The 13,426-nt window shown below is 65.2% G+C and carries 14 protein-coding genes and 1 riboswitch; of the genes, 8 read left to right on the top strand and 6 right to left on the bottom strand.

Translation table 11 applies throughout. From position 1 onward, the window contains the following. Positions 1 to 31 precede the first annotated feature (31 nt). Positions 32 to 943 carry a putative 2-dehydropantoate 2-reductase gene (locus tag HMPREF3014_RS22925; protein WP_003110160.1) on the bottom strand — a complete coding sequence of 304 codons (912 nt, stop codon included), beginning with the start codon at positions 941 to 943 and terminating at the stop codon, positions 32 to 34. A gap of 36 nt (positions 944 to 979) precedes the next feature. Then, positions 980 to 2,080 carry a GGDEF domain-containing response regulator gene (locus tag HMPREF3014_RS22920; protein ID WP_003106524.1) on the bottom strand — a complete coding sequence of 367 codons (1,101 nt, stop codon included), beginning with the start codon at positions 2,078 to 2,080 and terminating at the stop codon, positions 980 to 982. Positions 2,081 to 2,183: 103 nt separating this feature from the next. Between HMPREF3014_RS22920 and HMPREF3014_RS22915 the strand changes: the two genes are divergently transcribed. Both HMPREF3014_RS22915 and HMPREF3014_RS22910 read left to right on the top strand, forming a co-directional pair. After that, a complete protein-coding gene (locus HMPREF3014_RS22915) occupies positions 2,184 to 2,663 on the top strand; it encodes a YajQ family cyclic di-GMP-binding protein (protein WP_003106526.1) in 480 nt (159 codons plus the stop codon). Positions 2,664 to 2,894: 231 nt separating this feature from the next. Beyond that, positions 2,895 to 3,731, top strand: coding sequence for a mechanosensitive ion channel family protein (locus tag HMPREF3014_RS22910; RefSeq protein ID WP_003094078.1), 837 nt, complete (start codon positions 2,895 to 2,897; stop codon positions 3,729 to 3,731). 55 nt (positions 3,732 to 3,786) lie between these two features. On the opposite strand, the gene ampG is transcribed toward HMPREF3014_RS22910, so the two are convergent. Beyond that, on the bottom strand, positions 3,787 to 5,571 hold the full coding sequence (ampG, locus tag HMPREF3014_RS22905; protein ID WP_003094076.1) for an MFS transporter AmpG: 1,785 nt from the start codon (positions 5,569 to 5,571) through the stop codon (positions 3,787 to 3,789). A 42-nt stretch (positions 5,572 to 5,613) separates the two neighbouring features. Continuing rightward, complete coding sequence (locus tag HMPREF3014_RS22900) at positions 5,614 to 5,997, bottom strand: MGMT family protein (protein WP_003112757.1); 384 nt, start codon at positions 5,995 to 5,997, stop codon at positions 5,614 to 5,616. On the opposite strand from HMPREF3014_RS22900, the gene HMPREF3014_RS22895 reads away from it, so the two are divergent. Beyond that, the gene (locus tag HMPREF3014_RS22895) at positions 5,996 to 6,997 is read left to right on the top strand and encodes a DUF481 domain-containing protein (RefSeq protein ID WP_003120893.1); all 1,002 of its coding nucleotides are present in this window, start codon (positions 5,996 to 5,998) and stop codon (positions 6,995 to 6,997) included. The genes HMPREF3014_RS22900 and HMPREF3014_RS22895 overlap by 2 nt on opposite strands. 114 nt (positions 6,998 to 7,111) lie before the next feature. Next, on the top strand, positions 7,112 to 8,119 hold the full coding sequence (locus HMPREF3014_RS22890; RefSeq protein ID WP_003120892.1) for a DUF481 domain-containing protein: 1,008 nt from the start codon (positions 7,112 to 7,114) through the stop codon (positions 8,117 to 8,119). Positions 8,120 to 8,177: 58 nt separating this feature from the next. Here HMPREF3014_RS22890 and HMPREF3014_RS22885 read toward each other — a convergent pair whose 3' ends face one another. Next, a complete protein-coding gene (locus HMPREF3014_RS22885; protein WP_003094072.1) occupies positions 8,178 to 8,936 on the bottom strand; it encodes an SDR family oxidoreductase in 759 nt (252 codons plus the stop codon). Positions 8,937 to 9,044: 108 nt separating this feature from the next. Between HMPREF3014_RS22885 and HMPREF3014_RS22880 the strand changes: the two genes are divergently transcribed. From HMPREF3014_RS22880 to groL, 4 genes are all read left to right on the top strand, one after another. Then, positions 9,045 to 9,779, top strand: coding sequence for a HugZ family pyridoxamine 5'-phosphate oxidase (locus HMPREF3014_RS22880; RefSeq protein WP_023087797.1), 735 nt, complete (start codon positions 9,045 to 9,047; stop codon positions 9,777 to 9,779). Positions 9,780 to 9,847: 68 nt separating this feature from the next. Further along, on the top strand, positions 9,848 to 10,315 hold the full coding sequence (locus HMPREF3014_RS22875) for an FxsA family protein (protein ID WP_003094066.1): 468 nt from the start codon (positions 9,848 to 9,850) through the stop codon (positions 10,313 to 10,315). Between the two features lie 195 nt (positions 10,316 to 10,510). Next, positions 10,511 to 10,804: a co-chaperone GroES gene (locus HMPREF3014_RS22870; protein WP_003094064.1), complete on the top strand. Its 294-nt coding sequence runs from the start codon at positions 10,511 to 10,513 to the stop codon at positions 10,802 to 10,804. 50 nt (positions 10,805 to 10,854) lie between these two features. Continuing rightward, the gene (gene groL, locus HMPREF3014_RS22865; RefSeq protein ID WP_003094059.1) at positions 10,855 to 12,498 is read left to right on the top strand and encodes a chaperonin GroEL; all 1,644 of its coding nucleotides are present in this window, start codon (positions 10,855 to 10,857) and stop codon (positions 12,496 to 12,498) included. A 55-nt stretch (positions 12,499 to 12,553) separates the two neighbouring features. Here the strand turns inward: groL and HMPREF3014_RS22860 are convergent, their stop codons facing one another. Further along, positions 12,554 to 13,240, bottom strand: a complete 687-nt coding sequence (locus HMPREF3014_RS22860; RefSeq protein ID WP_003102671.1) for a ParB-like protein — start codon at positions 13,238 to 13,240, stop codon at positions 12,554 to 12,556. A 101-nt stretch (positions 13,241 to 13,341) separates the two neighbouring features. After that, a riboswitch (Fluoride riboswitch) is annotated at positions 13,342 to 13,404 on the top strand. The last annotated feature ends 22 nt before the right edge of the window (positions 13,405 to 13,426 follow it).

The following is a 13,426-nucleotide window of genomic DNA, read 5'->3' as shown; positions in this document are numbered from 1 at the left end:
CGAAAAGGAATGGCGGGCAGGGTAACGCGCTTTAGCGGTCGGGCAAACCGCGCTGGCGCAGATGGGCCTGGAGGCGGGCGAGCAAGGTTCCCAGGCGCGGCAGCGGTAGTCCCAGGCGCTGCCCGTGCTGGCAGGCGTAGCCGAGCAGGTAGCCGATTTCCGTGCGCCGGCCGCGGGTGACGTCCTGATGCATCGAGGAATAGTTGGCCGCGGTGGCGTCGATCACCGCCCGGACATCCTCCAGCAGGCTCCTGGCGGCGGCGTCGTAGCCGCTGGCGTGGAGCAACTGGCCGAGTTCGTCGCAAAGCGCGGCGATCTCTTCCGGGTGCTGCCGCAGGCCGCCGTTGCGGCAATCGTGGAGGACGGTCAGCGGGTTGATCGCGCAGTTCAGGGCCAGCTTGCGCCACAGCCGTTCGAGGATGTCGTCGCTCCAGCTGTGCGGGATCCCGGCCTGGGACAGCTGCGCCAGCCAGGCGGGGGCGCTTGTGTCGCGCGGATCGCCGAGCCAGGTGTGCCCCCGGCCGGCGAAGACCACGCGGAAATCGCCATCGCGGAACGCGCCTTCGGTGCTGGAGGCGAACAGGCAGCGGCTGCGCGGCAGGCGGGCGGCGACCGCCTGCTGGCTGCCCAGGCCGTTCTGCAGCAACAGCAGTTCGGCGTTGCCGGCCAGGCGATGGGCCACGCTGGAGGCGGCTTCCTCCGCGTCGTAGGCCTTGCAGGCCAGCAGCAGGCGCTGGATGGGTTGCCCGCCGTCCGGGGTTTCCGCGGCGATCGGGTAGAGGCTGGCCTGGCCGTCTTCCACCAGGCTCAGTCCGCCGGCCTGTTGGTAGCGGCGCAGGCGCTGGCGGTCGCGCAGGATCAGGCGGACGGGCAGGCCGGCGCGCCCGAGGCGCGCGGCCCAGAGGCTGCCGAGGCTACCGGCGCCGAGGATATGCCAGGTCATGGTGGCTACTGCGAATGGCTGACGATAGGGCGAAGTCTAGCGCAGTGCCGGTAGCCGGCAGGTTGCGATCCTGCCGCTGGCATAGGCATCGGGCAACAGGGCCTCGGTGCGCTGCAGCAGTTCGTCGATGCCCAGCGGCAATGCCCCGCTGTCGAGGCCGAGCATGGCGATGCCGGCTTTCAGGCTGATGAAGCCTTCGCTGGTCTTGAAGGCCTTCAGGTTGAGCCCGTCGTGCAGCCGCTTGAAGCTGCTCGACGAGCATTCGTGCAGGTCCTCCACCAGGGTGATCAGGGCGAAATGCTGTTCGTCCAGGCGCACCAGCACGTCCAGCGGCCGGACCAGCTGTTGCAGGCGCCTGGCCACGCCGAGCAGCAGCTCGCGATGGAAGGCCTCGCCGTGCCGCTGGCGCAGGACCGGTGCCTCGGGCATGCCGACCAGCAGGTAGCACAGCGCTCCACCGCGGGTTTCCACCTGGCGCAGGCTGTCGGCCAGCTTCTGTCGCAGGTAGCGGGGATTGCCGAGGCCGGTGAGGGTATCCACCAGGTTGCGTTCTTCCATCCGCGCGATGTTTTCGGTGAGCAGGCGGTTTTCCACCAGCAACCGTTGCAGGGTGTTGCACAGGCGGTCGGCTGCGTAGATGCGCGGCACCAGTTGCTCGTTCATCGCGGCCTTGCTGACGAAGTCGTCGACGCCGCGGTCGAAGGCCTCGCCGAGGACGTTCTCGCCTTCCTTGCCGGTGAGCAGGACGATGTAGGTGTAGTGGTTGATGCTTTCGTCCAGTTGGCGGACCCGGGCGGTCAGTTCCAGGCCGTCCATCTCCGGCATCAGCCAGTCGGCCAGGAGCACGCTGACCGGGCGTTGTTCGAGCTGCTGCAGGGCCTCGCTGGCGCTGCTGGCGAAGCGGATGTCCTGGTAGCCGGCCTGGCTGAGGGCGCGGCCGATCATGGCGCTGGAAAACTTGGCGTCGTCGACGACCAGGATGCTGAGATCGGGGTTGGGCATGAACGGACTCGAGAAGAGGATGGGCGCCGGTACGCTGCCGGCAAGGGCCCGGTTCGTCGCGGGAGGCCGGGTCCCGGCCGCGGTCGCGCGCGCCATCGGGAAGAAATCGTCGGTCTCCGCCACACCGGCGGGCATTCGCTCGCGAGGGCTCGGTTATAATGGGCGGGCATTTTTTACCGTCAAGCCAGGCGCGGTTCCGTCTGTGAACCCTGTCGCGCCGTCCATCTGGAGAGATGACATGCCTTCGTTCGACGTGGTGTCCGAACTGGACAAACACGAGTTGACCAACGCCGTGGACAACGCCATCAAGGAACTGGATCGCCGTTTCGACCTGAAAGGCAAATGCAGTTTCGAAGCCAAGGACAAGTCGGTGACCCTCACCGCCGAAGCCGATTTCATGCTCGAGCAGATGCTCGACATCCTGCGTTCCAACCTGGTCAAGCGCAAGGTCGACAGCCAGTGCATGGAGATCAAGGATGCCTACCCGTCGGGCAAGGTGGTCAAGCAGGACGTCAACTTCCGCGAGGGCATCGACAAGGACCTGGCGAAGAAGATCGTTGGTCTGATCAAGGAGCGCAAGCTCAAGGTCCAGGCCGCCATCCAGGGCGAGCAGGTGCGCGTCACCGGCAAGAAGCGTGACGATCTGCAGGAGGCCATCGCCCTGCTGCGCGGCGAATCCCTCGGCATGCCGTTGCAGTTCACCAACTTCCGCGATTGACGAGGTTTTTCGGAACCTCTCGCCATCCCGGGCATCGCAATAGGGAGTAGCGCCGCCGCGACCTCTCCCGCGTTGTCCGCCCCTGTCGGCGCAGCGTCGGTTCGTCCGCGCTGCGCCGATTCGTATCCAGGCCCGGAAACGTCGCCCCACGGCGTCCGGGCAGGAATCTGCAAGCCCGTCCCGTTTCCGTTGCGGAAGGGAGGGGTGTTTTTCGAGAAATGGAGGTAATGCATGGAATTGAACTACGACCGACTGGTGCAGCAGACCGAGTCCTGGCTGCCGATCGTGCTGGAGTACAGCGGCAAGGTCGCCCTGGCGCTGCTGACCCTGGCGATCGGCTGGTGGCTGATCAACACCCTGACCGGCCGGGTCGGCGGCCTGCTCGCCAGGCGCAGCGTCGACCGCACCCTGCAAGGCTTCGTCGGCAGCCTGGTGAGCATCGTCCTGAAGATCCTGCTGGTGGTCAGCGTGGCTTCCATGATCGGCATCCAGACCACCAGCTTCGTCGCCGCCATCGGCGCCGCCGGCCTGGCCATCGGCCTGGCCCTGCAAGGCAGCCTGGCTAACTTCGCCGGCGGCGTGCTGATCCTGCTGTTCCGCCCGTTCAAGGTCGGCGACTGGATCGAGGCACAGGGCGTGGCCGGCACCGTGGATTCGATCCTGATCTTCCACACCGTGCTGCGTAGCGGCGACAACAAGCGGATCATCGTGCCCAACGGGGCGCTGTCCAACGGAACGGTGACCAACTACTCCGCCGAGCCGCTGCGCAAGGTGATCTTCGACGTCGGCATCGACTACGACGCCGACCTGAAGAATGCGCAGAACATTCTCCTGGCCATGGCCGACGATCCGCGGGTTCTGAAGGACCCGGCACCGGTGGCGGTGGTTTCCAATCTCGGCGAAAGCGCGATTACCCTGTCCCTGCGGGTCTGGGTGAAGAACGCCGACTACTGGGACGTGATGTTCATGTTCAACGAAAAGGCCCGCGACGCGCTGGGCAAGGAAGGTATCGGCATTCCCTTCCCGCAGCGGGTGGTCAAGGTTGTGCAGGGCGCGATGGCCGACTGAGGTCCGTGCGATCCACGAAAAAGGCCGGCGAATGCCGGCCTTTTTCATTCTCGCCTCAGTGCTGCTCGGCGTTCTGGTGTCCCGGCGCCGGCGTCTCGCTGGACGGCGCGCGGCGCAGCCACAACCAGCCGATCAGCAGCAGGGTGGGAATGCCCATCACCGCGGTGACGTAGAAGAAGTGCTCGTAGCCGAGGCTCTCGACCATGGTTCCGGAGTAGCCGCCGATGAAGCGCGGCAGCAGGAGCATGGTCGAGCTGAGCATGGCGTACTGGGTGGCGGAGAACTTCAGGTTGGTCAGGCTCGACAGGTAGGCGACGAAGGCCGAGGCGGCGAGGCCGCCGCTGAAGTTGTCGAGAGTGATGGTCATCACCAGCATCAGCACGTGCGGCTCGAGTGCCATCACCAGGCTGATCACGTCATGGCTGGGCAGGGCCTCGGCGTGCAGCGGGCCGAGCTGGGCGAGCATGGCGAACAGCAGGTTGGTGGCAGCCGAAGCGGCACCGCCGATGAACAGGATGGAGAGGATGCTGAAGCGGGCGATCAGCACCCCGCCGGCGGCGGCGCCGATCAGGGTCATGAGTACGCCGAAGACCTTGCTGACACTGGCGATGACTTCCTTGGAGAAGCCCATGTCGATGTAGAAGACCCCGGCCATCACCCCCATCACCGTGTCCGACAGGCGATAGGTGGAGATCAGGCCGAGCAGCAGCAGGGCCTGCCAGCGATAGCGCTGGACGAACTCGGTGATCGGCGTCAGCACCGGGGCCATCAGCAGGCGTCCGGGTGCCGACAGGCAGGACGCGGCGATCAGCAGGAACAGCGTGCCGCGCGGCCAGGCGCCGGAGTAGTAGGCGCGGCACATGGCGGTGACGGTGACGAGGAGGATGATCAGCACCATCACCGAGACCGCCTGGTGGACGAAATCGAACAGCGGCACTTCCTTGCCGCGCGCCGCCACCAGCAGCGGCCTGCGCACGGTGGCGAGCAGTTCGCGGACCGGGCGGATCTGCTGGCGTCCCCACGGCGACAGGCAGATCCCCATGAGCAGCGCGTAGAGGCCGGCGCGCGGCCAGGCGCGGTCGAGGAGGGCGGTGATCATCGCCGGCAGCGAGATCAGCAGGATCAGCAGCAGGAGCACCGAGAGCAGTTGGTGGTTGAAGTCGAAACGCGACGGGTTGACGTGGATCGGCACGTCCACCGCCGGCTCGCGGATCAGCAGGCTGGTGACCAGCCCAGGCAGGATCAGCAGGGCGAACAACGCATAGGTCAGGCCCCAGGCCGACTGGCTGTAGTTGAGGCTGGTGGAGCCGAACCATTCGGCGAGAATCAGCGCGCCGGCGCTGGCCAGCAGGATCGCCGCGCGGTAGCCGGTCATGTAGCAGGCAGCGAGGGCGGCCTGGCGGCTATCCTCGGCGATTTCCAGGCGGTAGGCGTCGATCGCGATGTCCTGGGTGGCGGAGGCGAACGCCACCAGCAGGGCCAGGCCGATCAGCCAGGGCAGGTGGCTCTGCGGATTGCACAGGGCCATGCCGAGCAGTCCCAGGGCGATCAGCACCTGCGAGAACACCAGCCAGGAACGGCGCCGGCCGAGACGGCCGACGAAGGGCAGGCGCCACTGGTCGAGCATCGGCGACCAGACCCACTTGAAGGCGTACACCAGCCCCAGCCAACTGGCGAAACCGATGGTATCCCGCGCCACGCCGGCTTCGCGCAGCCACACCGACAGGGTGTTGAACACCAGCATGGTCGGCAGGCCGGCGGCGAAGCCGAGCAGCAGGAGGGCCAGGCTGGCGGGAGACTTGTAGGCGACCAGGGCCTCTCGCCAGGATTGCTGAGTCATGGGGTAACCGTTCCGCAAAAAATAACGCGCACTCTAACCGCTCTACTTCGCTGTAAGCCAGCCATGCCGACGTATGTCCACCCTGTCGTTGTGCAGGAGAACGCCTTCCTCGCGCAAGCGTGCGCGTTGTTCGCGACCGCCGGGACTGTCCGCCGGCAGGCTGATGCGACCGCCGGCGCCGAGAACCCGATGCCAGGGCAGGCGGGTATCCACCGGCAACTGGCTGAGCGTCCTGCCGACCCAGCGGGCGGCGCGGCCTAGGCCGGCCAGTTCGGCCAGTTGCCCGTAGCTGACCACCTGCCCCGGCGGCACCTGCGCCAGCACCAGGTACAGGGCCTCGCGGCGCGCCTGGGCACTTGCCGGGTCGCTGCCGGCCCATGCATGCTCATCGGTTTTCCCTTTCCTGTCCGCCTTGTGAACGCCCATGTCGCTCAGAGCCCTCTGTTCAATCGTCGTGATGCTCCTGGCCGGCCCCGCGCTGGCCGACACCGTATGGCTGGACAACGGCGACCGCCTGTCCGGCGAGATCGTGCTGATGGACGGCGGCAAGCTGGCGCTGAAGACCCGTTATGCCGGCCAGGTGCTGATCGATTGGAAGGATATCGACACCATCAGTTCCGACAAACCCCTGCTGATCAAGCAGCAGGGCGTATCCGGGCAGCGTAGCCGAACCCTGGAGGCGGCGGGCAAGGGCATGGTGCGGATCGTCGATGGCGGCAGCCATACCGTCCCGCTGGCCAGTATTCGCCAGATGGTGCCGCCGCGACCGCTGGTGGAGGACCTGGTCTGGGAGGGCAATCTCGACGTCAAGCTGGATAGCAAGCGCAACGACAGCGACAAGGACGAATGGAAGCTCAAGGGCGATACCCGGCTTCGCCACGGTGCCTGGCGCCACGTGCTGGCGGGGGAAGTGGAGCGGGAAAAGAAGGACGGGCGCAAGGTCGAGGACAACTGGGAGCTGGACTACGACCTCGATCGCTTCTTCGACGAACACTGGTTCTGGCGCGGCAGCTATTCGCAGAAGCACGATGCGATCGACAACCTGGAGCGCCAGAGCGCGCTGGGAACCGGCCCCGGCTACCAGTTCTGGGACGACGAACTCGGGCGTTTCGACCTGGTCGCCGAGATCAGTCGCTGGCAACTGGAGTGGCGCGATCAGCCGCGCGAGGATTTCACCTCCTATTCGCTGGAGTGGGACTACAAGCGGCTGCTCGCCGGCACCCGGCTGGAGCTGTACAGCAAGGGGACCGTGCTGGTTCCCGGCATCGAGCGGATCGACTACCTGCTCGACAGCGAATACGGCCTGCGCTATCGCCTGAACAGTTGGGCGCGTCTTTCGTTCCTCTATGAACTGGACCAGTTGCGCACCGAGGGGGGCACCCAGTCCGACCGGCATTACCTGATCGGGGTCGGCGTCGGCTGGTGACGCGGCTCACCTTTCGGTCGATCCGGCTGAACTTTACCGCCCGTGCCCCGGTCCTTGCTCTGCCGCCCGGCATTTGGATAATGCCGGCCTCTTCGAACCCAACTCAGTTGATTTGTGCTCATGTTGTCGAGAATCCTGCTGTGCCTCGCTGCCCTTGCAAGTTCCACCTCTGCCCTTGCCGATACGGTCTGGATGAAGAACGGTGACCGCCTTACCGGCAAGATCACCCTGTTCGACGGCGGCAAGCTGCTGCTGAAGACCGACTATGGCGGCGACATCACGCTCAAGTGGGACAAGATCTCCACCTTCGAGAGCGAGCAGAACCTGCTGGTCAAGCAGGATGCCGAGACTGGCGAGCACTCCAAGGGCATCAAGGCCGCCGGGCCGGGCCAGGTGACCCTGGTCAACGGCGAGCCGAAGACCGTGGAGCTGGCCAGCATCCAGCAGATGATGCCGCCCAAGCCGATCCTCCAGGACTGGGTATGGAACGGCAACGTCGATTTCTCGCTGGACCGCAAGCAGGCCGAGAACGATGTGTCCGACTACGACATCGATTTCAAGACCAACGCCCGCCACGGACTCTGGCGCCACAACGTGCAGGGCGAGTACAACCGCGAGAAGAAGAACGGCCAGGTCAGCACCGACAATTATTCCGGCCAGTACGCGCTGGACCGCTTCATCGACGACCACTGGTTCTGGCAGGGCCAGGTCGCCTACAAGCGCGACATGATCGAGGACCTGGCGAAGAAGCGTACCGTCGGTACCGGCCCCGGCTACCAGTTCTGGGACAACGAGCTGGGCGCGTTCTCCATCGCCACCCTGGTCAACCGCAACGACTACGAGTTCGCCGATGGCGAGAAGGAGCACTTCTATTCGTCGAGCTTCAAGTGGGACTACAACCGCTACCTGCTGGCCAAGCAGTTCGAGCTGTTCACCAACGGCGAGGTCAGCAAGCCGCTGCAATCCGGCCTGGACTACGAGCTGCAGACCGAGGCGGGGATCCGCTACAAGCTGACCAGCTGGGCTTCGCTGAGCATGAAGGCGGAATGGGACAAGTTCAGCGGCAACGACGGCAACGTCAACCAGCGCCGCTATACCTTCGGCCTCGGGGTCGGCTGGTAAGCCGGCCTGCACGAAAAAGCCCCGCGATAGCGGGGCTTTTTCCTTGCGGGGCCGGGGCCTACAGGCGCAGGCCGCCGTCCAGTTCGAGAACGCGGCCGGTGTAGTAGTCGTTCTCGAAGATGTAGGCCACCGAGTGGGCGATCTCCACCGGCTTGCCCATACGCTTGAGGGGGATGCCGGCGGTCATCTTCTCCAGCGCCTCGGGTTTCATCCCGGCGGTCATCTCGGTCTCGATGAAGCCCGGCGCCACGCCGGCCACGCGGATGCCGTAGCGCGCCAGTTCCTTCGCCCAGACCACGGTATCCGCGGCCACCCCGGCCTTGGCTGCCGAGTAGTTGGCCTGGCCCATGTTGCCGGCGCGGGAGATCGAGGAAATGTTGACGATCGCGCCTTCGTTCTTCAGCTCGATCATCTTCGCCGCCACTTCGCGGGTGCAGAGGAACACACCGGTGAGGTTGACGTCGATCACCGATTGCCATTGGGCCAGGCTCATCTTGCTCAACTGGCCGTCCTTGACCTTGATGGTCAGGCCGTCGCGGAGGATGCCGGCGTTGTTGACCAGGCCGTTGATCGCGCCGAAGTCGCTGGCGACCTGGGCCACCATGTGGGTAACCTGTTCCTCGTCCGCCACGTTGCACACGTAGGCGCGAGCGTCGCCACCGGCGGCCTTGCAGGCAGCGACGGCTTCGTCGAGACGTTCGCGGTTGAGATCGACCAGGGCCAGCCTGGCGCCCTTGCCGGCGAGATATTCGCCCATTGCCCGGCCGAGCCCCTGGCAGCCGCCGGTGATGATGATGACCTTGTCTTTCAATTGCATTGCTTGGAACCCCACGAGCAGTTTCTGGAAGCGGACCTTGCCGGCACCTGCGAACGCACTTTGATATGCCCGTCCGTTTACGACGGATTCTATGCAAGGAGTCATAAATTGAGCGTTGAAGCTGCAAAGAATGCCCGAGAATTGCTGCTCAAGGAATACCGTGCGGTCCTTTCCACCCACTCGAAGAAATGGCCGGGCTTTCCTTTCGGCTCGGTGGTTCCCTATTGCCTGGATGCCGAAAGCCGGCCGCTGATCCTGATCAGCCGGATCGCCCAGCACACCCACAACCTGCAGGCGGACCCGCGCTGCTCGATGCTGGTAGGCGAGCGCGGCGCCGAGGATATCCAGGCTGTCGGCCGCCTCACCCTGCTGGCCGAGGCGCGGCAATTGGCGGAGGAGGAGGTCGCCGCGGCGGCCGAGCGTTACTACCGCTATTTCCCCGAGTCCGCCGACTACCATCGGGTCCACGATTTCGACTTCTGGGTGCTGCAGCCGGTCCAGTGGCGTTTCATCGGCGGTTTCGGCGCGATCCACTGGCTGGCCGCCGAGCGCGTGCCGCTGGCCAATCCGTTCGCCGGAGAAGCCGAGCGCGGCATGGTCGAGCACATGAACAGCGACCACGCCGCCGCCATCGCCCACTATGTGGAACTGGCCGGACTGCCGGCGCATGCCGCGGCGCAGCTGGCGGGAATTGATACAGAAGGTTTCCACCTGCGCATCGGCCAGGGCCTGCACTGGCTGCCGTTCCCCGCCGCCTGCGGCAACCCCGGGGCCGTGCGCCAGGCGCTGGTGCAATTGGCCAGGGCCGAGCGCTGGCCTACCGTCGAGCCGGAGCAGGGTTGAATTCTTCCCCGGCTGGCGCCAACTACTGGTGGTACCGGGGGCAAACGGGCCCCGCCAAGGACTCTGAAATGCGCGCTTTCCTCTTTCTGCTGTTGCTCTTCCCGCTGGTCGAGCTGGCCGTCCTGATCAAGGTCGGCAGTGTCATCGGGGTCGGCTGGACCCTGTTCCTGATCGTCGCCAGCGCCTTCATCGGTGCTGCATTGTTGCGCGTGGCCGGCGTGGCCACCGCCTGGCGCGCCCGCGAACGACTGGCCCGTGGCGAACTGCCGGAGCAGGAAATGCTCGAAGGCCTGTTGATCGCCGTCGGCGGCGGCCTGCTGATGCTGCCGGGTTTCATCAGCGACATCTTCGGCATCCTCTGCCTGATTCCTTTCACCCGTCGCCTGATGCTCGGCGGCCTGCGCCGCCGCGTCGAACAGCAGGCGCTGCGCCGGCGCGCCTTCGCCGACGACCTGAACGCCCGCTACGGACAGGGTCCGTCGCGGCCGAACGTCATCGAGGGCGAGTACGAGCGCCGCGACGATTCGCGCAACTGAAAAAAAATTTCACTGCATGCCCTTGAAATGGCTTGTGGCGACCTTATGTAACGGTCACCGCAAGGTCCCTGCCACAAGGGCAGGCTGTCTTACGCGGCTCGCGCGTCGAGTCGCAACCCGGCAACGCCGGCTTCAACAAAACCCGCCGGACTTCGATCCGGCCGTTGGAAACCACTGTTTGGGAGAGTTACGACTATGAAGCTTCGTCCTCTGCATGATCGCGTCGTTATCCGTCGCAGCGAGGAAGAGACCAAGACCGCAGGCGGCATCGTGCTGCCGGGTTCCGCCGCCGAGAAGCCGAACCGCGGTGAAGTGGTAGCCGTAGGTACCGGTCGTGTACTGGACAACGGCGAAGTGCGCGCTCTGGCAGTGAAGGTGGGCGACAAGGTGGTCTTCGGGCCTTACTCCGGCAGCAACGCCATCAAGGTCGATGGCGAGGAACTGCTGGTGATGGGCGAGTCCGAAATCCTCGCCGTCCTGGAAGACTGATCGGTCTCACCACTCCGTTTTCACCGAATTCGATTTAGAGGAAAGAGAACATGGCTGCCAAAGAAGTTAAGTTCGGCGATTCCGCTCGCAAGAAAATGCTGGTCGGCGTGAACGTGCTGGCCGATGCCGTCAAGGCCACCCTCGGCCCGAAAGGCCGCAACGTGGTTCTGGACAAGTCCTTCGGCGCTCCGACCATCACCAAGGACGGCGTTTCCGTCGCCAAGGAAATCGAGCTGAAAGACAAGTTCGAGAACATGGGCGCGCAACTGGTGAAAGACGTTGCCTCCAAGGCCAACGACGCTGCCGGTGACGGCACCACCACCGCGACCGTCTTGGCCCAGGCCATCGTCAACGAAGGCCTGAAGGCCGTTGCCGCCGGCATGAACCCGATGGACCTGAAGCGTGGCATCGACAAGGCCACCGTGGCTATCGTCGCCCAGCTGAAAGAGCTGGCCAAGCCCTGCGCCGACACCAAGGCCATCGCCCAGGTAGGCACCATCTCCGCCAACTCCGACGAGTCCATCGGCCAGATCATTGCCGAAGCCATGGAAAAAGTCGGTAAAGAAGGCGTGATCACCGTCGAGGAAGGCTCGGGCCTGGAAAACGAACTGTCCGTCGTCGAAGGCATGCAGTTCGATCGCGGCTACCTGTCCCCCTACTTCGTGAACAAGCCGGACACCATGGCTGCCGAGCTGGATAGCCCGCTGCTGCTGCTGGTCGACAAGAAGATCTCCAACATCCGCGAAATGCTGCCGGTGCTGGAAGCCGTCGCCAAGGCCGGCCGTCCGCTGCTGATCGTCGCCGAGGACGTCGAGGGCGAAGCCCTGGCCACCCTGGTGGTGAACAACATGCGTGGCATCGTCAAGGTCGCGGCTGTCAAGGCTCCGGGCTTCGGCGATCGCCGCAAGGCCATGCTGCAGGACATCGCCATCCTCACCGGCGGTACCGTGATCAGCGAAGAAGTCGGCCTGAGCCTGGAAGGCGCTACCCTGGAGCACCTGGGCAACGCCAAGCGCGTCGTGATCAACAAGGAAAACACCACCATCATCGATGGCGCCGGTGTGCAGGCTGATATCGAAGCCCGCGTCCTGCAGATCCGCAAGCAGATCGAGGAAACCACTTCCGACTACGACCGCGAGAAGCTGCAAGAGCGCCTGGCCAAGCTGGCCGGCGGTGTTGCCGTGATCAAGGTAGGCGCTGCCACCGAAGTCGAGATGAAAGAGAAGAAAGCCCGCGTCGAAGACGCCCTGCACGCTACCCGTGCAGCGGTGGAAGAGGGCGTGGTTCCCGGCGGCGGCGTAGCCCTGGTTCGTGCCCTGCAAGCCATCGAAGGCCTGAAGGGTGACAACGAGGAGCAGAACGTCGGTATCGCCCTGCTGCGTCGCGCCGTCGAATCGCCGCTGCGCCAGATCGTGGCCAACGCCGGCGACGAGCCGAGCGTAGTGGTCGACAAGGTCAAGCAGGGTTCCGGCAACTACGGCTTCAACGCTGCTACCGGCGTGTACGGCGACATGATCGAGATGGGCATCCTGGACCCGGCCAAGGTCACTCGTTCCGCTCTGCAGGCTGCGGCCTCCATCGGCGGTCTGATGATCACCACCGAAGCCATGGTTGCCGAGATCGTGGAAGACAAGCCGGCCATGGGCGGCATGCCTGACATGGGCGGCATGGGCGGCATGGGCGGCATGATGTAAGCCGACCGGCCCCTGTGGTTGGAAAAGCCCCGCTTCGGCGGGGCTTTTTTATTCCTCAGTGCGGGCAGTCCTGGCGGTAGCCCGGCAGCTCCCTTGCCGCCGGTTCGCAGGCCAGGCGCAGTGCCTGCTTCAGGTCGTCGGGCAGAGTGGCGCGGCTGATCGGCCGCCAGTGCATGCGTTCGCCGAAATAGCGCGCCCAGTGGAATTCGATGAAATAGCTCTGCCGATCCTTGTCGAAGGCGTTCTCGTCCTCGGCGTAGCCGGCCAGGGCGCGGTAGGGATCGTCGCCAAGCCCGGCGAGAGCGTCCGGCAGGGCCTCGGGCGGGATCTCCGCGCCACGCGCATCGTGCAGCCAGACCCAGTGGTTTTCCTGCATCTTCTCCCAGAAGTCGCTGGCCTGGGGTAGCCGGCCGATCACCTTCACCGGCACGCCCTGTTTCGGGTCCAGGCGCCAGAGCGCGCTACTCAGGTGATGGCGATCGGTGAGGTAGAAGCGGCCGCCGGGGCCGATCACCACCGGAATCTCCTTCTTACGCAAGTAGCGCTCGAGAGCCTTGGGCTTCTTCCCGGCGAGCTTGGCCTGGTCATCCTCGACCTGCAGCAGGCCGACATTCTGCTGGGTCGGGTGGAGGGCCGCGAGCGGCAGCTCGCACCAGCTACCGACAGAGGTTTGCGGCGAGCAATCCTCGGCCTGGGCGGTGGCGGACAGGAACAGGCAGCAAAGCAGCAGGACTGGGCGCATGGGTGCTCCGGCGAAGGAAGGGGGAAGGTTCCCTAGACTGGCACGCTTCGGGCGATCCGGCGTACTCCGGCCTTTGATAGGTGCCTCGCTTTGTGCCAATCTTGCCGACAGGAGATGGCATTCCTCCTTCAACCGCCCCTGGGGCTGATGATGCCTACGCATGAACCTGGAAAGGCGCGTAGGCGC

It is taken from the genome of Pseudomonas sp. HMSC065H01 (assembly GCF_001815235.1).
In the GTDB taxonomy this organism is placed as follows: domain Bacteria; phylum Pseudomonadota; class Gammaproteobacteria; order Pseudomonadales; family Pseudomonadaceae; genus Pseudomonas; species Pseudomonas aeruginosa.
This window is presented reverse-complemented; position numbering and strand designations above follow the sequence as displayed.

What these genes read in the sequence shown, in the direction of transcription:
- HMPREF3014_RS22925 (WP_003110160.1), bottom strand. Translation starts at nt 943, where the DNA reads ATGACCTGGCATATCCTCGGCGCCGGTAGCCTCGGCAGCCTCTGGGCC.
- HMPREF3014_RS22920 (WP_003106524.1), bottom strand. Translation starts at nt 2,080, where the DNA reads ATGCCCGCCGGTGTGGCGGAGACCGACGATTTCTTCCCGATGGCGCGC.
- HMPREF3014_RS22915 (WP_003106526.1), top strand. Translation starts at nt 2,184, where the DNA reads ATGCCTTCGTTCGACGTGGTGTCCGAACTGGACAAACACGAGTTGACC.
- HMPREF3014_RS22910 (WP_003094078.1), top strand. Translation starts at nt 2,895, where the DNA reads ATGGAATTGAACTACGACCGACTGGTGCAGCAGACCGAGTCCTGGCTG.
- ampG (WP_003094076.1), bottom strand. Translation starts at nt 5,571, where the DNA reads ATGACTCAGCAATCCTGGCGAGAGGCCCTGGTCGCCTACAAGTCTCCC.
- HMPREF3014_RS22895 (WP_003120893.1), top strand. Translation starts at nt 5,996, where the DNA reads ATGTCGCTCAGAGCCCTCTGTTCAATCGTCGTGATGCTCCTGGCCGGC.
- HMPREF3014_RS22900 (WP_003112757.1), bottom strand. Translation starts at nt 5,997, where the DNA reads ATGGGCGTTCACAAGGCGGACAGGAAAGGGAAAACCGATGAGCATGCA.
- HMPREF3014_RS22885 (WP_003094072.1), bottom strand. Translation starts at nt 8,936, where the DNA reads ATGCAATTGAAAGACAAGGTCATCATCATCACCGGCGGCTGCCAGGGG.
- HMPREF3014_RS22875 (WP_003094066.1), top strand. Translation starts at nt 9,848, where the DNA reads ATGCGCGCTTTCCTCTTTCTGCTGTTGCTCTTCCCGCTGGTCGAGCTG.
- HMPREF3014_RS22870 (WP_003094064.1), top strand. Translation starts at nt 10,511, where the DNA reads ATGAAGCTTCGTCCTCTGCATGATCGCGTCGTTATCCGTCGCAGCGAG.
- groL (WP_003094059.1), top strand. Translation starts at nt 10,855, where the DNA reads ATGGCTGCCAAAGAAGTTAAGTTCGGCGATTCCGCTCGCAAGAAAATG.
- HMPREF3014_RS22860 (WP_003102671.1), bottom strand. Translation starts at nt 13,240, where the DNA reads ATGCGCCCAGTCCTGCTGCTTTGCTGCCTGTTCCTGTCCGCCACCGCC.